The sequence below is a fragment of the Nocardia xishanensis NBRC 101358 genome (assembly GCF_001613365.1).
GTDB classification, from domain to species: Bacteria; Actinomycetota; Actinomycetes; order Mycobacteriales; family Mycobacteriaceae; genus Nocardia; species Nocardia xishanensis.
The window spans coordinates 219,172-236,354 of sequence record NZ_BDCF01000008.1; the positions used below are offsets into that span (position 1 = coordinate 219,172).

Annotated in this window: 17 protein-coding genes and 1 pseudogene; 11 read left to right on the top strand and 7 right to left on the bottom strand. The window is 67.7% G+C overall.

Annotated elements, in window-relative coordinates; genetic code table 11:
* Positions 1 to 5 precede the first annotated feature (5 nt).
* Positions 6 to 239: a metallothionein gene (locus NX1_RS09055; RefSeq protein WP_068056543.1), complete on the bottom strand. Its 234-nt coding sequence runs from the start codon at positions 237 to 239 to the stop codon at positions 6 to 8.
* Positions 240 to 334: 95 nt separating this feature from the next.
* Between NX1_RS09055 and NX1_RS09060 the strand changes: the two genes are divergently transcribed.
* Complete coding sequence (locus NX1_RS09060; RefSeq protein WP_068056545.1) at positions 335 to 727, top strand: ankyrin repeat domain-containing protein; 393 nt, start codon at positions 335 to 337, stop codon at positions 725 to 727.
* Between the two features lie 64 nt (positions 728 to 791).
* Positions 792 to 1,205 carry a nitroreductase family deazaflavin-dependent oxidoreductase gene (locus tag NX1_RS09065; RefSeq protein ID WP_068056547.1) on the top strand — a complete coding sequence of 138 codons (414 nt, stop codon included), beginning with the start codon at positions 792 to 794 and terminating at the stop codon, positions 1,203 to 1,205.
* A gap of 6 nt (positions 1,206 to 1,211) precedes the next feature.
* Here the strand turns inward: NX1_RS09065 and NX1_RS09070 are convergent, their stop codons facing one another.
* A complete protein-coding gene (locus tag NX1_RS09070; protein WP_068056761.1) occupies positions 1,212 to 2,585 on the bottom strand; it encodes an FAD-dependent oxidoreductase in 1,374 nt (457 codons plus the stop codon).
* A 156-nt stretch (positions 2,586 to 2,741) separates the two neighbouring features.
* On the opposite strand from NX1_RS09070, the gene NX1_RS09075 reads away from it, so the two are divergent.
* The 4 genes from NX1_RS09075 (at position 2,742) to NX1_RS09090 (ending at position 6,971) form a co-directional block, all read left to right on the top strand.
* On the top strand, positions 2,742 to 3,071 hold the full coding sequence (locus NX1_RS09075) for a hypothetical protein (RefSeq protein WP_068056549.1): 330 nt from the start codon (positions 2,742 to 2,744) through the stop codon (positions 3,069 to 3,071).
* A 119-nt stretch (positions 3,072 to 3,190) separates the two neighbouring features.
* Positions 3,191 to 4,744, top strand: a complete 1,554-nt coding sequence (locus NX1_RS09080; protein ID WP_068056551.1) for an amino acid permease — start codon at positions 3,191 to 3,193, stop codon at positions 4,742 to 4,744.
* A 133-nt stretch (positions 4,745 to 4,877) separates the two neighbouring features.
* Positions 4,878 to 5,993 (top strand): IS4 family transposase, encoded by a 1,116-nt coding sequence (locus NX1_RS09085; protein WP_068056553.1) that lies wholly within the window; start codon positions 4,878 to 4,880, stop codon positions 5,991 to 5,993.
* 108 nt (positions 5,994 to 6,101) lie between these two features.
* Complete coding sequence (locus NX1_RS09090) at positions 6,102 to 6,971, top strand: SGNH/GDSL hydrolase family protein (RefSeq protein WP_068056555.1); 870 nt, start codon at positions 6,102 to 6,104, stop codon at positions 6,969 to 6,971.
* A 233-nt stretch (positions 6,972 to 7,204) separates the two neighbouring features.
* On the opposite strand, the gene NX1_RS09095 is transcribed toward NX1_RS09090, so the two are convergent.
* Complete coding sequence (locus NX1_RS09095) at positions 7,205 to 7,510, bottom strand: tetratricopeptide repeat protein (RefSeq protein WP_068056557.1); 306 nt, start codon at positions 7,508 to 7,510, stop codon at positions 7,205 to 7,207.
* A 12-nt stretch (positions 7,511 to 7,522) separates the two neighbouring features.
* On the opposite strand from NX1_RS09095, the pseudogene NX1_RS38670 reads away from it, so the two are divergent.
* From NX1_RS38670 to NX1_RS09105, 3 genes and pseudogenes are all read left to right on the top strand, one after another.
* Positions 7,523 to 7,597, top strand: a pseudogene (locus NX1_RS38670) (hypothetical protein); the annotation flags it as partial.
* Between the two features lie 27 nt (positions 7,598 to 7,624).
* Entirely contained in the window at positions 7,625 to 8,185 is a 561-nt protein-coding gene (locus NX1_RS09100; RefSeq protein ID WP_373864871.1) for a tetratricopeptide repeat protein, read from the top strand.
* 72 nt (positions 8,186 to 8,257) lie between these two features.
* Positions 8,258 to 8,950 (top strand): hypothetical protein, encoded by a 693-nt coding sequence (locus NX1_RS09105; RefSeq protein WP_157119634.1) that lies wholly within the window; start codon positions 8,258 to 8,260, stop codon positions 8,948 to 8,950.
* Positions 8,951 to 8,957: 7 nt separating this feature from the next.
* On the opposite strand, the gene NX1_RS09110 is transcribed toward NX1_RS09105, so the two are convergent.
* Positions 8,958 to 9,440 carry a carboxymuconolactone decarboxylase family protein gene (locus NX1_RS09110; RefSeq protein WP_068056563.1) on the bottom strand — a complete coding sequence of 161 codons (483 nt, stop codon included), beginning with the start codon at positions 9,438 to 9,440 and terminating at the stop codon, positions 8,958 to 8,960.
* Positions 9,437 to 10,516 (bottom strand): NAD(P)H-dependent amine dehydrogenase family protein, encoded by a 1,080-nt coding sequence (locus NX1_RS09115; RefSeq protein WP_068056565.1) that lies wholly within the window; start codon positions 10,514 to 10,516, stop codon positions 9,437 to 9,439. The genes NX1_RS09110 and NX1_RS09115 overlap by 4 nt, the downstream gene beginning before the upstream one ends.
* Positions 10,517 to 10,941: 425 nt before the next feature.
* Between NX1_RS09115 and NX1_RS09120 the strand changes: the two genes are divergently transcribed.
* Positions 10,942 to 12,048 (top strand): tetratricopeptide repeat protein, encoded by a 1,107-nt coding sequence (locus NX1_RS09120; RefSeq protein ID WP_068056567.1) that lies wholly within the window; start codon positions 10,942 to 10,944, stop codon positions 12,046 to 12,048.
* Here the strand turns inward: NX1_RS09120 and ybiA are convergent.
* Positions 12,042 to 12,626, bottom strand: a complete 585-nt coding sequence (ybiA, locus tag NX1_RS09125) for a riboflavin biosynthesis intermediates N-glycosidase (protein ID WP_068056569.1) — start codon at positions 12,624 to 12,626, stop codon at positions 12,042 to 12,044. The two genes, NX1_RS09120 and ybiA, sit on opposite strands and share 7 nt — an antisense overlap.
* Positions 12,627 to 12,803: 177 nt before the next feature.
* Here ybiA and NX1_RS09130 point away from each other — a divergent pair, with 177 nt between their 5' ends.
* Positions 12,804 to 15,056 (top strand): serine/threonine-protein kinase, encoded by a 2,253-nt coding sequence (locus NX1_RS09130; protein ID WP_084501261.1) that lies wholly within the window; start codon positions 12,804 to 12,806, stop codon positions 15,054 to 15,056.
* On the opposite strand, the gene NX1_RS09135 is transcribed toward NX1_RS09130, so the two are convergent.
* Complete coding sequence (locus tag NX1_RS09135) at positions 15,057 to 17,108, bottom strand: AMP-binding protein (protein ID WP_084501281.1); 2,052 nt, start codon at positions 17,106 to 17,108, stop codon at positions 15,057 to 15,059.
* Between the last annotated feature and the right edge of the window lie 75 nt (positions 17,109 to 17,183).

Sequence of the window (17,183 nt, forward strand, 5' to 3'; positions counted from 1 at the left end):
CCGCGTCAGGCGTGGTCGACGAGTTCCTTGATGCCCGCGACACGCGCGCAGTGAGCGCAGCAGAAGATCCGATCGCCGGCCTGCACGCCGTGGCCGAGAATCCGGCACGAGCAGTGCTCGCAGGTGGGCGCCAGCGCGGTGACCGCGCATTCGAAGCTGTCGAACGTCGCCGACGAGCCGTTCCTGGTGACCGTGAACGTCTGGTCGTAGTCGTTGCCGCAGGTGTCGCATACCGGCATCGAGCTCACCTCCTGGTTGTCGTGGTAGGGCGTGATCTGCTGGCGCGGTACCCGACGTCCGCCCGGCGAAACCGGGAACCTGGTAGGAAGGGCAGGTGAGCCCAGACGATTCCGATGCGGACAAAGTGATCGAACTGGCGAGCAAGGTCTTCGACTTGGCGCGCAACGGCGACGCCGACGCGCTGGCCGCTTACGTCGACGCCGGAGTACCCGCCGACCTCACCAACGACCACGGCGACAGTCTCGTCATGCTCGCCAGCTACCACGGCCACCGCGACGTGGTCGCGATGCTGCTCGTACGCGGCGCCGACCCCGATCGCGCCAACGACAAGGGCCAGACGCCGCTGGCGGGCGCGGTGTTCAAAGGCGAGGACGAGATCGTCCGCCTGCTGGTCGCGGCGGGCGCCGATCCGGACGCGGGCACCCCGTCGGCCAGGGACGCGGCGACCATGTTCGGTAAGACCGCCCTGCTCGACGCGCTCGACTGAACCGGGCGGAATTTCCACGGCCGACCTGAGGTTGGTCGTGGAGCAACCGCGACCGAGGAACGAGATGAGCGACTTCAACGCACAGGTGATCGAGGAATTCCGCGCCAACGGCGGCCGCGTCGGCGGCATGTTCGAGGGCAGGACCAACATGGTCGTGATCACCACCACCGGAGCCAAGTCGGGACGGCAGGTCACCAATCCCCTGGTGTATCTGCCCGACGGCGACCGGATGGTGCTCATCGCGTCCAACGGTGGCGCCGATCGCCACCCCGCCTGGTATCACAATCTACGGGCGACGCCCGAGCTCACCGTCGAGGTCGGGACCGAAAAGTTCCGCGCCACAGCAGAGTTCGTAACCGGACCCGAGCGCGACGAACTGTACGACCGGATGGTGGAGCTCATGCCCGCCTTCGGCGAGTACCGCGCAAAGACCACCCGCGTGATCCCGGTGGTCGCCGTCCGGCGCGACGCGGCCTGACTCGGCTCAGCCGCGCCGCCGCACCTCCGCCGCGGCCTTGCGCGCTGCCACCAGCACCGGATCCCACACCGGCGAGAACGGCGGCGCGTAGCCGAGATCGAGGGCGGTCATCTCGTCGACGGTCATCCGGGCGGTGAGGGCGACAGCGGCGATGTCGACCCGCTTGCCCGCGCCCTCGCGGCCGACGATCTGCACGCCGAGCAACCGTCCGGTGCGGCGTTCGGCCAGCATCTTCACGGTCATCGGCGCGGCATCGGGGTAGTAGCCCGCGCGGCTGGTCGACTCGACGGTGACGCTCACGTACTGCAATCCCGCCGCCCGCGCGTCCTTTTCGCGCAGACCGGTCCTGGCCACCTCGAGATCGCAGACCTTGCTGACGGCCGTGCCGACCACGCCGGGGAAGGTCGCGTATCCCCCGCCGACGCCCGCGCCGATGATCTGGCCGTGCTTGTTCGCGTGGGTGCCGAGCGGGATGTGGCGGTTGCGGCCCGAGACCAGGTCGAGCACCTCCACGCAGTCGCCGCCCGCCCAGATGTCCTCGTGGCCGCGCACCCGCATCGACAGATCGGTGAGCAGCCCACCGTGCTCGCCGAGCGGCAGACCGGCCGCGCTGGCCAGCGCGGTCTCGGGCCGCACGCCGATGCCGAGCACCACCACATCGGCGGGATAGTCGCCCTCGGCGGTGGCGACGGCTCGGACGCGACCCGCCTCGTCGGTGCGGATCGCGGTGACCTCCGCAGCGCCGACGATCTCGATGCCCAAGCCGCACATAGCGGTTCGGACCAGCGCACCCATGTCCGGATCGAGCGTCGACATCGGTTCGGCGCCGCGATCGAGAACGGTCACCTGATAACCACGATGGATCAGCGCCTCCGCCATCTCCACGCCGATATAGCCCGCCCCGACGACGACGGCGCGCTTGCCCTCGGTGATGGTGAGCGTATCGATGAGCGCCTGTCCGTCGTCGAGGGTCTGCACGCCGTGCACACCGGCGGCGTCGATGCCTGGCAGCGCGGGCCGGACCGGGCGGGCGCCGGTGGCGATCACGAGTTTGTCGTAGTCGAACCATGATTCGGCGCCCGACCCGAGGTCGCGGACGCGGACGCGGCGCTGAGCCACGTCGATCTCGAGCACCTCGGTGTGCAGGCGCAGATCGATGTCGCGGGCGCGGTGCTCGTCGGCGGTCCGCGCGATGAGCGCGTCGCGTTCGGCGACCAGCCCGCCCACCCAGTACGGGATCCCGCACGCGGAATACGAGGTGAAACCGCCGCGCTCGAATACGACGATCTCCAGCTCCCGCGGACCGGCCATGCGGCGGGCCTGGGAGGCCGCGGACATACCCGTCGCGTCCGCGCCGATGACAACGAGACGTTCGCTCATGATGATCACGCTAGTTGGCGGCCACCGCGGCTTGCGGGCCGGATACGGGTGCGATAGGTTGCCCGTCGCTGGGGGCGGGGTCGCCTGCGGACGGCCGCCGCCGGGGGTCGCCGCGGATTGTCCGGATTCGCCCTGACGAAACAGGGGTGACGGTCTATGGACGGCGCACGGCAAGTGCTCGCGGGTGTGGGGATCCCGCTGCTGGTTTTCGCGGCGGTCGCCTTCGTGTTGGCCGCGAGCTGGCGACTGGCGAACCCGCCTGCCGCGCAGGACGATCCGACCGGGCGCTGGGACCGAAAACTGGTCGATCTCGGTCTGGCGCTCGCGGCGGTCGGCGTCGTCGCCTCCGTCGCGGGATTGGTGCCGGTGCGCTCTCCCGGCGGCGGCGAGCCGGGCGACCGGTGCCCGGTCGCCGCGGCGAAGCTCGGCTGGGAACACCGGACGGCCGGTGACTGCGCGCCAGCTGGCGGCGATCGAAATCGCTGAGCCGGCCGTCGGTTTACGCCGCGGTCATCCGTTTGCCCTGTGATCGACCCGGGTTTACTTCACACTGAGCTTCTGGCAAACGCTGTATGAGGGCAGCGTTTTTCACTTCGGGAGCGATCATGACCGAAAACCCGTCCGAGGACGAACGCAGGCTCGCCGAACTCGGTTACAAACAGGATCTCGCGCGATCCTGGTCCGGATTCTCCAACTTCGCCATCAGTTTCACCATCGTCTCGATTCTGACCGGCGGATTGGCCAGTTACGGTATCGGATTGGCGAACGGCGGCCCGATCACCATGGCGTGGGGCTGGCCACTGGTGTCGATCATGGTGCTCTTCGTCGGCCTGGCCATGGCCGAACTGGCCTCCGCCTACCCCACTTCCGGCGGGCTCTACTGGTGGGCCGCGGAATTGGGCGGGCCGGTGTGGGGCTGGTTCACCGGCTGGTTCAATCTCATCGGCCAGATCGCGGTGACCGCCGCCATCGATTACGGTGCGGCGATCTTCACCACCGTGGTGTTGAACGTGATCGGCATCGAGATCGGCACCGACCGCACGGCGATCTTCCTGGTGTTCGCGGCGATCCTGGTGCTGCACGCGGTGTTGAACGCGATCGGCCCGCACCTGTCGGCGGTGATCAACAATATTTCGGCGTGGTGGCACGTCGGCGGCGTCGCGATCTTCGTGCTGGTGCTCGGTTTCGGCGCGAAGCATCATCAAAGCGTCGGATTCGTGTTCACCGAGACGGTGGACAACAGCGCCGTCGGCTTCGGCGGCGTCGCGTTCAGCTTCCTGCTCGGCCTGCTGCACGCGCAGTACACGTTCACCGGCTACGACGCCTCCGCGCACATGTCCGAGGAAACCCACGACGCCGCGCGGGCGGCGGCCAAGGGCATCATCAACACCATTCTCGTCTCCGCTGTCGCGGGCTACCTGCTCATCATGGCCGTCACGTTCGCCATTCCGGATCTGAACGACGCGCTGGATCCGGAGCAGAACAGCGGCTATCCGGTGATCTACATTCTGGAGAATTCGCTCGACTCGTTCTGGTCCGGCTCGTTGCTCGTCATCGCGGCCGTCGCGCAACTGTTCTGCGGATACGCCTCGGTCACCTCCGCCTCGCGCATGCTGTTCGCGTTCGCCCGCGACGGCGCGGTGCCGGGCTCGGCCTACTGGTCGAAGCTTTCGGCGAAGAAGGTGCCGGTGCACGCGGTGCTGTTCATCTCGTTCTTCGCGTTCGTGCTGTTGATTCCCTCGATGCTGGTGCCCGCGGCGAACGCTCCGACGGCCTACGCCGCGGCGACCTCGGTGGCCACCATCGGCCTCTACATCGCCTACGGAATTCCGATTCTGCTGCGCCAGCGGCACGGTGCTCGATTCCAGACCGGCCCGTGGCGACTCGGGACATGGTATCGGCCCGTCGGAATCGTCGCGTTGCTCTGGATCGCGGCGATCAGCGTGCTTTTCATCCTGCCCACCGACGACCGAGGTTATCCGTGGAACAGCGAATTCACGTGGACCACCGTCAATTACGCGCCACTGACGCTGGTCGGCGTGGTCGGCGCGATCGCGATCTGGTGGTTCGCCTCGGCCCGCCGCTGGTTCACCGGCCCGAAACGCACGGTAGGTGAGCCCACCGATCCGTCCGACGACGCGACATCCGTCGTCGCCTGACGCGTCCGCGGCGGCGCGGGTCGAATCCGCGCCGCCGTCGAGCGCCGGATCGGCCGGAAAACCGCCGTTTGAGACACAATCTTGACTTCGCCAGTGTTTACTTAAGAACAGACCCATCGGTATTCTCTTCGCTGTGCCGCGTGCCGGATGGGTGAAGCCGGAGGGCGATCAGCGGTTGTCCGACCACCTCGCGATAGGCGTCCTGACCAGGACATTTCCGCCCGATGTAGTCGACGAGGTGCTGGTCGAACGCGGACGGGTCGAACGCCGGAACCGATTGCTGCCCGCGCGAGTGGTGGTCTACTACGTGCTCGCGCTGGCTCTGTTCGCATCCTGCTCGTATCAGGAGACGATGCGGAAGCTCGTGTCCGGGCTCGAGTGGGCGTCGGGACAGGCGCCCCAGTGGACGACCCCGACGAAGGCTGCCATCTTCCAGGCCCGCAGGCGCTTGGGCTCGGAACCGCTGCGCGCGTTGTACGAGAAGGTGGCGGTGCCACTGTCCGACGCGGGGGCGCCGGGCAGCTGGTACCGGTCGTGGCGGCTGATGAGCATCCACGGATCGACCATGGATGCGCCCGCTACCGGCGCGAATATCGAGCGCTTCGGCCCGCCGCAGGCTTCTCGGGGCGGCCGGGGCGGAGCGTTCACCCGGGTGCGGCTCCTCGGGCTGGTCGAATGCGGTTCGCGCGCGATCGTCGATGCCGCGATCGGCACCTACGAGCATCGCGAGCAGGCCATGGCCGAATCGATCGTGCGGTCGCTGCGCCCCGGAATGCTGCTGCTCGCCGACCGCGCCTTCTTCGGTTACCGCCTGTGGGACCTGTGCCGATCCTCCGGCGCGGACCTGCTCTGGCGAACGCGTTACGATTCCGCGCTTCCTGTCGAAAAACGCTATCCCGATGGGTCTTTCGAGTCCCGTGTGTATCCAGGGACGCGAGCGCGCCAGAGCGACATCGACGGGATCGCTGTGCGCGTCGTCGAGTTCGTCCGCACCGCTTCCAGCGACGACGAGGGGCGAATCGACCGACTGCTGACCACCATCACCGATCCCGAGGCGGCGCCAGCGAACGAGCTGGCCCGGGTGTATTCACGGCTATCGGAGATCGAGACCACCTTCGATGGGCTCGCGACCCTCCAACGCGGCCGCGGTGTGGTGTTGCGGTCGAAGACGCCCGATGGAGTGATCCAGGAGGTCTACGGCCACCTGTGCGCGCACTACGCGATCCGTAGCTTGATGCGCGTTAAGTAAACAACCTGCGGTTCGATGCCCGTTGCGTGAATGTGTGCGGCGTGTCACAGTTCCTCCGCCGAATCGTTACCGATCGGTAACCGGAACTGTTCGACACGGGAGTTTTGCATGATCAAGGCCGTTCGCACGGGGATCGCTGCTGCGTTCACCATGACAATCACGGCAGGGCTTGCCCTCGCCGCGGCCCCGGCGCAGGCCGCCCCGAGCCTGAGCCCCTACGTCGCCATGGGCGACAGCTACAGCGCGGGGGCGGGCATCGTTCCTGTCGATCCGACCGTCACCCCGTTGTGCGCGCGGAGCACGCTGAACTACCCGAACCTCGTCGCCGACGCCCTCGGCGTCCAGTCGTTCACCGACGTCACCTGCTCCGACGCCGACACGCAGGACTTCTACGAGAAGCAATACCCCAGCGTGATCCCGCAGCTGGACGCCGTCACCAAGGACACCAAGCTCGTCACCCTGACCATCGGCGGCAACAACAACGACACCCTGATCAAGGTGATCTCCGCCTGCATCAGCGCGGGGACCGGGACCGCGGGCTTCGGCAATCCCTGCGAGACCCTTTACGGCGACCAGTTCACCAACGACATCCTGAACAAGACCTACCCCGCGGTGAAGAAGGCGCTCAACGACATCCACGCCAAGGCACCGTCCGCGAAGGTGGCCATCGTGGAATACCCGCAGGTCATGCCCGAGGACAACAGCAACTGCTTCCTGACGATGCCGATCGCCAAGGGCGACGTCGCCTACATCAACCAGATCGAGGACACCCTCAACGGGGTCGTCAAGCGCGCCGCCGACGAGACAGGTACCACCTTCGTCAGCATGCAGAGCTCGATCGGCCACGACTCCTGCAAGCCCATCGGCACCCGCTGGGTCGAGCCGGCCCTGTGGGGTACGAACTTCGTGCCGATCCATCCGAACGCGCTCGGCATGCAGAAGATGGCCGCACAGACATTGGCCGCGATCGGCGGCTGACACCCGAATTCCGCACGGGCGGTTCCCGACCATCGGGCCGAAAGGCCGGTCGGGAACCGCCCGTAGGCCGCTGTCGAAACCGGACCTGGTTCGGGGCCGAAGCGCACGGTCGGTGCACCCACCGATCCGGCCGGTGACGTGGCATCGGTCGTCGCCTGAGACGCGGGCGGCAGCACCGGTCGCACCGCGGCGCCGTCGCCGATCGTCTGCGTTGCAGGGAGCTTTCCGCAGCGCTAGAGCCCACCGAGAAAAGGCCGGTAGTACCGAATATCTTCGGCGCGGCGAAACAAGGACTGCGCTTCTGCGTGCTCGCCCCGTTTCTGGAGCATCAATCCCAGGTTGGTCATGGCATTGGGATCTCCCTGGGCGGCCGCGCGGCGGTACCAGTCTTCCGCTTCCGCCAGCGCGTCGCGTCGTGCGAGCACGTAGCCGAGGTCGAACATCGCGCGGGCGTAGCCGGCTTCGGCGGCACGGCGGTACCAGGTTTCAGCTTTCTCGAATTCTCCCGCCTCCTCGAGCCAGAGCGCGAGGACGGTCATCGCAACCACGTCGATGCCATGTTCCGTCTCGGAGATCTATACGAGACACTGGATCGGGTCGATGACGCCGAAACCTGGTACCACCGCGCCGCGGATAGCGGTCATGCCGACGCGATGTACAACCTTGGATGCTTGTCCGTAAAACTCGACCATGCTGTCGCGGCCACAGCTTGGTACCGCCGTGCCGCGAACAGGAATCACCCCGAAGCTGTCAAAGATCTCGCCCGCCTGCTCAGGGTGAGGGGCGAAATCGATGAAGCACTGTCATGGTTTCGCCGCGCCGCGGACAGCGGCGACATCGACGCGATGGATAGGCTCGGACTGCTGCACGAGCAGCGAGGCGAACTCGCAGAAGCCGAATCCTGGTACCGCCGTGCGGCTGACGCGGATAGCAGCGCAATGCGTCACCTCGGATGGCTGCTGACCGCGCGAGGCGAACTCGATGAAGCGATGACCTGGTTCCAGCGCGCCGCCGACGCCGGGAATCAGTCGGCGCGGTCGCGCTCGATGATCAGCAATGTCCGATGGATATCGTCGGAGCACCGACGGGACCGTGTCACCGATCCAATCCCAGGCGCGATCGAGGAAGTTGTCGCGGACCGGGCATTCGCACCACCGTTGCCACTTGTCAACGGTTCGACGAGCGAACTTTGCGCGGCGCTAAGGAACGTGTAAAAGTTTGCGGCTCCGTAGATTTCACATAATCGCGGGGGTGCGCCGGCGGCGCGGCGCGGCTAGTTTGGTTGGGTGAGTTACGAGTACGTCGTCGTACCCGCGGGGGTAGTCGCATCTGCGGTCGAAGTGCCGTCCTATTTCCGATCGCAACAAGGGCGGCCCGTCGACGACGATCTGCGGATCGTCGTGCTCGCCGGGCTGGCGGCGTGGAATGCGACGATCCCCGCCTCGCGGCGGCATGCCGCCGTCCGGATCGAGGCGGCGGGCGCGGCGGTGCGGGTAACGGCCGCCGACGACCTCGACCGTCGGCGGAGCAGGGGCTCGGCGGTCGACTACGCGGCGGGACCGGTGCGGCAGCTGCTCGAGGATCTGATCACCGGTTTCGACTACGAGATCTACGACGGGCAACAACGCACTCTCACCCCGGCACCGGAATTCCGGATCGTCGATGTCGATATCGGCGGCGAGCGCAGCTATCGCTCGATGACGAAAACCCAAGTGTTCTCGTGGATTCCGAAGCTCGCCGAACTCGCCTCGACGCCTTTTCTGATCGTCAGCCGCGCCGACGACCGGGAGACGTTCATCCAGACCTACCGCGACGCGCCGGCGAACTACACGCTGGAAATCCACGACAGCGCGCACACCGACCATTTCTTCGCTGCGGCGTTCTCGGATCCGCGTCTTGTCGCACAGTTGATTTGGGAGTGGGCCAACGACGATTGGTCCACTCTGGACCGGGTGGAGTGGATTCGGGAAGAAAAATAGTCCGGAATCAGGAGTGGCCTGGCAGCACGCAGGCGGTGTCCAGGCCGAGCACATGGTTCAGCCGCCCGAACGCCAGCCAGGACCCGATGCTCATACTGAGCTCCACGATCTCGGTCTGACTGTAGTGCGCCTTCATTCGGGCCCAGAATTCGTCGTCCAGGTTGTGGTGGTCGGTGACGTAGCGTTCGGCGTACTCCGCGGCCAGCCGGGTGCGTTCGTCGAAGGCGTCGGTGGTGCGCCACTCCGTCACCGCGTCGGCGAACCCCTCCTCGACCTTCGTGCCGTCTCGCTCGGTGCGCCAGTCCAGACAGAAGACGCAGCCGTTGATCTGGGCGACGCGCAGCCGCGCCGCCTCGAACTCGCGCAGGCCGAGCGTGCTGTGCTGGTACACCGCGAGCGAGAAGCCGGACGCGGCGACGCCGATGCCGGGGACCATCTCGCCCCACACGTAACCGATGGGATCCTTGCCCTCGGGGATGTCGACGATCATGGGTACTTCCTTCCGAGTTTGCCGACCGCTGGGCGCAGCGGGACGTCGAGTGCGTCGTAGAGTCCTGGTTCCGCGGCGACGAGCCAGTCGATGGCGCCGACCAGCCTGCCGACCGCGGTGGCGTTGCCGCCCGCGGAGCGGTTGCCGCCTTCGTCGGTGGCCTCGACCGTCACCTCGATGCGCGGGCGGCCCTCGATGATGACCCGGTGGGCGCCGTCGCCATCGGGCGGCGCGGGCCAGTCGGGTGCGCAAGAGCCGTGGATGCGGGTGACATGCTCGACGACGATTCGCGGCTCGCCGTCGACGATGCCCTGTACCTCGAAACGCACCGCGCCCTGGGTGTCTTTGGCGAACTCGCCCATCTTCGCCGTCTGCACGGTGGTCTCCAGCGGGCGGCGGTCCAGGGTCTCGCGGATCTCGTCGAGTTCCACCCCGAGCGCGCGGGCCATCAGCCGAATCTGCCCGCCCCACACCATGGTCGGCACCGTCGGGGCCAGCATCGGCGGCTGGTAATCCATCGGCTGACCCATGCCGACCAGGTAGCGCACCGAGTCCGGCTGGTCGTAGGTGGTGTAGTCGAAGATCTCCTGGCAGCGCACCACGTCGACGGTGCTCGCCAGCCCGCTGACCAGCAGCGGCAGCACATCGTTGCCCCAGCCCGGATCGACGCCGGAGACGAACAGCGACCCGCCGCCCTCCGCGATGGCGGCCAGTACGGGATCGCGCAATTCCGGTGGGGCGCTGCGTGGGTCGTAGAGGGCGTAGAGCGCCGGGGTGACGACGACCGCGCCGGCGCGGATGGCCCGCACGATGTCGTCGAGGGCGTCGGCGGGCCGGATATCGCCCGAAGCGGCGTAGACCACCGCGCGGGGGCGAGCACCCAGCACCGCATCGATGTCGCCGGTGGCGGCGACGCCCAGTTCGCGGTCGAGATCGGCCAGCGCGCCCGCGTCGCGCCCGACCTTGGCCGGATTGTGGACGAGCACGCCGGTGAGCTCCAGCGCCGGGTGGGCATCGACGGCACGAATGGCGGCGCGGCCGACATTGCCGGTGCCCCAGACGATCGTGGGGATCATCGCGCGAGCGTAGCAAGCGCTTGGTTCGGTGTCCGGCGGTTCGCGAGATCGCTCGGTTTCGATGTGCGCGGGCGGCGCCGATGAGGTAGCGTGATGGCCAGTCAGCGCCCGGTGATGGCGCTTCAGCCGCTCGGCATCTTCGAATCGGAAGAGATTATCTGCAACCCACGGTTACATGTAACGCTGGGTTACACGTATTCCCCTTCTCGTCCTGCACCCCGCTTTCAGATGAATTCGGCGCCGCGTTCAACATCGAAATCGCCGTCGCGAGCGGGCAAAGAACTCATCTTCGTAACAGTCCTGCGCATCAGGGCCGATCGGCGCCGGATTGGGCCGCCGACGGTGCCGCCGACTAGTACGGTATAGCCGCCGCGAGGCGCAGATGTGCGGGACAGCATCCGGCGGGAAAGGCGGGACGCCAACATATGAACGAGCCGTATTCGCAGTGGCATGCCCAGAATTCGGCCACCGACCCACCCCTCGCCTCGCGCTACCGCAGCGCCGATCCGATTCGCTGGAACGGCAGCATGGTCTACCCGATGTACACCGAGCGGTTCGGGCATACCACCACCCTGCTCAGCATGACCCTGCTGTCCGCGGCGCCGCCCGCCGGGCTGCGCGGCCACGGCATGGGGCTCTCGGTGCTCGGCGGGTACATCGACCTCGAAGGGCGCAAGCTCGAAGGCATCGACGTCTGGAGCGACGCGCTCGCCCGCGGCACCACCGTGACGCTCACGCCGACCGGCCCCGACGCGGTGTTCACCCTCACGCCGGTGTGGGTGGACCAGTCCGGCGTGCAGCGCTCGTGGATGGGCAACTACGGCATCCTCGTCGAGGACACCCCGGACGGCCGAATCGCGCTGTGGTGCAGCGTCGGTGAGGGGCCACCCAACTTCGCCAACCTGGTCGTCGGTCTCGGCACCGCGGCCGCTCCCGTTATCGAAACACCGAAAGAAACTGTGGCAGACACGATTACGAACACCGAAATGTCGACCGCCGGAACCACGGGCTCGGTGCCGTACCCGAACGGTACGCCGGCCGGATACGCCGCGACGTCGCCCTCCGAGACCACGGTGCCGCCGAAATCCAATGCCGCACTGCGGCATTCGCCGAAGACCATAGCGGAATCACCCGCCCCCGCCGCGGCCGATCCGATCGGTGATCTCGGCGCGCGACCATCGCAGGCCGAACGCGGAGCCGAGACCGGATATCGCGGCGCGCTATACGATCTCGGCGTCGCCATGTTCGGCCGGGGCGAGGAAGACCAGGCGTGCGAACTATGGGCCCAGGCGGCCCAGGCCGGGCACTCCGGCGCGGGCTACGATCTCGGCGTCGTGCTGTTCCGGCGCGGTGATCTGGTCGCGGCCGAAGGGTGGTGGCGCACGTCCGCCGAGCTGCGCGACCTGCGCGCGATGGCCGGACTCGCCGAACTGCTCGACCGGCGCGGTGATCACGCGGAAGCCCGCATGTGGCGCGCCCGCGCCGCCGACGAGCGAGCCGCCGAAGCCGGTCAGTCCGTGGGCCCCTACTGAATCGAGCTCGGCCGAACCGCGCTGAGCTCGTCGTGTTTCCGGAGTTCCTCTCGTACTCGCATCAGCGCGAAACCGAGCAGGTTGGCTCCGCGCCAGCGCGTCGGCTCCGCGGCGTCGGGATGATCGGCGGCCAAACCGATCCCCCAGATCCGGTCCACCGGACTCGCCTCGACGAGCACGCGGTCGCCGGTGCCGAGCAGGAATCGGCGTATTTCGTCGTCGCTGCCGAACTTCGCCAGGTTGCCTGCCACGACGATCTCGAAACGCTCGGCTTCCCAGCGCTTCTCGTCGAAGCCGCGTACCTGGCGGCCGAGGTCTTTGGCCTGCTTGGGGTGCTCGACGGTGAGCACTCTCGCCGCGGTCTCGGTGTCGTCGAACAGCAGCGCCTTGCGCCACATCATGTAGTGCTCGGCCGTCGGGAACGACCTGCCGTCCACGTCGAACGGTGCGGGCCACCACTGACTGAAGCAGCCCTTGCCGACACTGCCGTCGGCCTGCGGGCGATGGCCCCAGAACGGCAGGTACTTCACGGCGCCACCCGCCGCGGTGAAACGGATCAAATCGTCGACCGAACGCATGGCCCGAGTCTGCCCGAACGGGCAGGGTGAACGCCTCCGATTATCACGGCCGGAACGGTCGACCCGGCGCGGTGGATCGCGCTGCATCGGGCCTTGTCGTGACGCCGATGCACGGGTTCGTCGATCTCGTCGCGGAATGCGCGGGTCACCGCCCTGGCGCGGCGATAGTATGCGCACATGGCGCACCCCGCTACACCCGTACCGGGGGCGACGGTCGCGGGGGGCGCGTCGCCCGCCGCGGTGGGGCGCGGCACCGGTGTCGCCGAGGTCGTGGCCCGGTTCGCGGAGGCATGGCGGGACGGGCCGACGCCGCCGGACCTGCCCGCCTTCCTGCCCGACTCGCCCGCCATCCGCCGGGTGTCGCTGATCGAGCTGATCAAGGTCGATCTGGTGAACCGGTGGTCGCGCAACACCGGACCCAAGCGCCTCGCCGAGTACGTCGCGGAACTGCCCGAGCTGAGCACATGGCCTTTGCCGCCGGACCTCATCTACGAGGAGTTCCACGTGCGAAGGAAAGCAGGCAGTTCGGTGCGGGTCGGCGAGTACACCGCGGCGTATCCGGCTCAGGCCCAAGAGCTTTCGGAGATGTTGGCGACCGACGACTACCACAGCACGATGATGACGGCCGCCACCGAACCGGACCGGCTCGACGACATCGAGGTCGGCCAGCGCATCGACGACTTCGACCTGATGACCAGCCTCGGCCGCGGCGCCTTCGCCAAGGTGTTCCTGGCCAGGCAGCGGTCCATGCAGCGGTTGGTCGCGCTGAAGATCTCGCAGAACAAGGGCTCGGAGCCGCAGACACTGGCCCAGCTCGACCACGAGTACATCGTGCGGGTCTTCGATCAGCGGGTGCTGCCCTCTCGCCGGTTGCGCCTGCTCTACATGCAGTACGTGCCGGGCGGCACGTTGTATTCGGTGCTGGAGCGGGTGCGCGTGACGCCGACCGCCGAACGCAGCGGCGCGATGCTGCTGGAGGTCATCGACGCGGTGCTGGCGGCGAAGGGCGAGATCACGCCGGTCGAGTCGACGGTGCGCGCCGAGCTCGCCACGTTGTCGTGGCCGGAGACCATCGCCTGGCTCGGCCGCAGGCTGGCCGAGGCGCTCGACTACGCGGGCCGGTGCGGAGTGCTGCACCGCGATCTCAAACCCGCCAACGTCCTGCTGACCGCGGAGGGCATTCCGAAGCTCGCCGATTTCAACATCAGCTTCAGCGGCAACGTCTCCGGCGCCAGCCCGGTGGCCTACTTCGGCGGGTCGCTGGCGTACATGTCGCCGGAGCAGCTGGCGGCGGTGCATCCCGACAAATCCACCACCGCGGCCGATCTCGACAGCCGTAGCGATCTGTACTCGCTGGCCGTGATGCTGTGGGAGCTGCTGACCGGAAACAAGCCCTTCCACGACGAATCGGTGACCGGGGGCGACCGCACCACTCTGGACGGCATGCTGGGCCGCCGCGCCGCGGGCCCGGACGCGCTGCCCTACGAGGATCTCCCGCCGGATTGCCCCGCCGCGCTGCGCCGCGCGCTGGTCCGGGCGCTCGAACCCGATCCCGACCGCCGGTGGGCGACCGGCGCGGACATGGCCCAGCAGTTCGACGTCTGCCTGGACGCCCGCGCCCGCGATCTGGTGGATCCGCCGCCTGGCAGCTGGCGATTGCGGGCCCGGCTCTGGATCATTCCGGTGATGGCCGTCGCCATCGGTATCCCGAACTCGCTGGCCATCTTCTACAGCTACCACCACAACCGGACGCTGATCATCGACAAGATGGACGAACAAGCCCAGCAACAATTCAGCGAGATCGCGCCGAACGCCTACGGCCTGTGCTTCCTGATCGGCTTCATCGTCACCAACGTGCTGATCGCCGGTCCCCTGGCCATCGCCTTCGGGCTGCACGGCGGCCGCGAGTACGACGCGGCCCGGCTCGCCAAGGCGCGCTCGGACACCCTGCGACTCGCGCAGCGCAACGTGCTCACCTGCTTCGCGTTGTGGGCGTTGTCCGGCGTGGTCGTGCCGGTGACGGTGACGGCTTCGGGCAGTCGGCTCACTACGGACGCCTACTTGCACTTCTTCGTCACCCAGATCGTGTGCGGCGCGATCGCGATGGCCTACCCGTACTTCCTGGTCAGCTTCTACGCTGTACGCAGCCTGTATCCGATGTTCCTGCCGCACGGTGGACTCGGACGCGCGGACGCCGACCAGCTGAAGACGCTGGACCGGCGCAGCGACTACTTCCTCGCCATCGCGGCCGCGGTACCGCTGCTCGGCGTCGCGGGCGCGACCTTCATCCCCGCCGAGGACATTCCGTTGGTCATCGTGGCGCTGCGGGTGCTGTGCGTCGGCAGCGCCGCGGCCTTCGTCGGCGTGTATTGGCTGTTCCGGACGCTGGAGAAGGATCTGGCGGCGTTGCGACGCATCATCGCGCGGTGATCAGCCGGGCTGGACCAGAGCGCGTTTCAGGATCTTTCCGGTCGCGTTGCGTGGCAGGGCATCGAGGAACGTCACGTCGCGCGGCACGGAGAACCGGCTGAGCCGATGCCGGATGTAGTCGCGCACCGTGTCACGGTCGAGCCGGGAACCCTCACGGGTCACCACGAACGCGGCGAGGCGCTGGCCGAACTCGCGGTCCGGCACGCCGACCACGGCCACCTCGCTGACCTGCGGCAGGCGCAGCAACGCCTCCTCCACCGGGCGCGGGAAGACGTTCTCGCCGCCGGAGATGATCATCTCGTCGTCGCGGCCCGCGACATACACCAGGCCGTCGGCGTCGACGTACCCGAGATCGCCGGTGTCGAGCATGCCTGCGGATTCGGCGGGCGGCGCGGCATCGGTGTAGCCGTCGAAGAGCATGTGGTTGTTGACGAAGATGCGCCCGGTCACCCCGCGCGGCACCGGGCGCAGATTCGCGTCCAGCACCGCGAGTTTCGTGCCGAGCGGCGGGCGTCCCGCGGTGGTCGGCGCGGCGCGCAGGTCGGCGGGATCGGCGATGGTCGCCCAGGACACTTCGGTGGAGCCGTAGATGTTGTAGATGACGTCGCCGAAGGTGTCCATGAACCGCAGCACGGCCGAACCGGCGAGCGGCGCACCGCAACTGGCCACGATCCGCAGGCTCGAGGTGTCGTAGCGCGCCTTGACGTGCGCGGGCAGGTCGAGGATGCGGTTCACCATCACCGGCACCACGACCATCGCGCTGACGCGGTATTCCGCGATCAGGCGCAGGCACTCCTCGGCGTCGAAACGCTCGGTGAGCAGTACGCTCGCCCGGATCGGCGTGCTGATCTGCAATGCGGCCAGACCCCAGGTGTGGAATAGCGGCGCCGGGATGAGCATCATCTCGTCCATCCGGAACGGGATGCGCGAGAGCAGGGCGGCGATGGTGCCGAAACCCTTGGGCTGCGGGCGTCGTGCGCTCTTCGGCGCGCCGCTGGTGCCCGAGGTCAGCACGATCAGTCGTCCCGGCTGCGCGGGTCTGGTGAAGGGCGGGGTGTCCCACGCGACCAGGTCGTCGACCGTCGCTGGGCCGCCCTGATACGGGTCCGAGGTCGAATAGCGGGGTAGCTCCGGCGACACCGATCGCAGCAGCGGATCGAATTCGTCGTCGCGGAATATCGCGGCGAGCTCGTGCTTTTCGACCACGTCGCGGATCTGACGCGCCGAAAGCCCGGTGTTGATCAGCACGGCGTCGATGCCGACCTTGCCCGCCGCGACCATGCACTCGACCATCGCGGCGCTGTTGCGGCAGAGCACTCCGATCGCGCTGCCCTCCCCCATGCCCATCGCCACCAGCGCGCCCGCCAGCCGATGGGTGCGGCCGTCCACGTCGGCGAAGCTGTAGGCGGTGCGGGCGTCGATCAGCGCCGGTCGCTTGGGAGTGTATGCCGCGGCGGCCGCATAGCCGCCCGCCAGGGTGAAGCCCCATTTGGCCAGTCCGCTCAGCTGCTTCAGCCCGCGGTCGGGCCGGTAGCTCCGCACGACGCCGGTGGTGACGAGTTGCCTGGCGATGCCGACCTGCAAGCGCGCCGGTGAGTCCTCGCCGTTGACCAGCACCGAGGTCGGCGCACCGCGCACCGCGTCGGCGATCCGGTCGAGACCCGCTTCGGTCCACGCGATCACCTGCGACTTGTCGAACGCGCCGATGCTCGGATTCACCCGTCCCACACCGACGTACGTCACCGTCACGCGGGTGCGCCCGGCGTCGCCGCGCAGCTGCACCGAGGCGAATCCGCCCGCGCCCGGACACTGCAATTCGAGAATTTCGTGCTTCCGCGCGACAACCAGATGAATGGGCGGTACGGTGATCTCGATGTCGGGCCCACCGGCGCGGATTATCAGAACGGTTCGCGTTTCTGATGTTTCGGCGCGCTCGCAGGATCCGACCCCCTGAAACATTCGCGCGTAGGTCTGCGTCTCGGTGAGCAGATCCCACATCGCGGTGCGGTCGACTGCGTACTCGGCATCGACGGTGATGACATCGGTAACCAACTGTGTGCATTTCTCTCCGGCCCATCCGTGTGCGCGGATGGGCGTGGTCACGTATTTGTACCGATAGGTAACAGT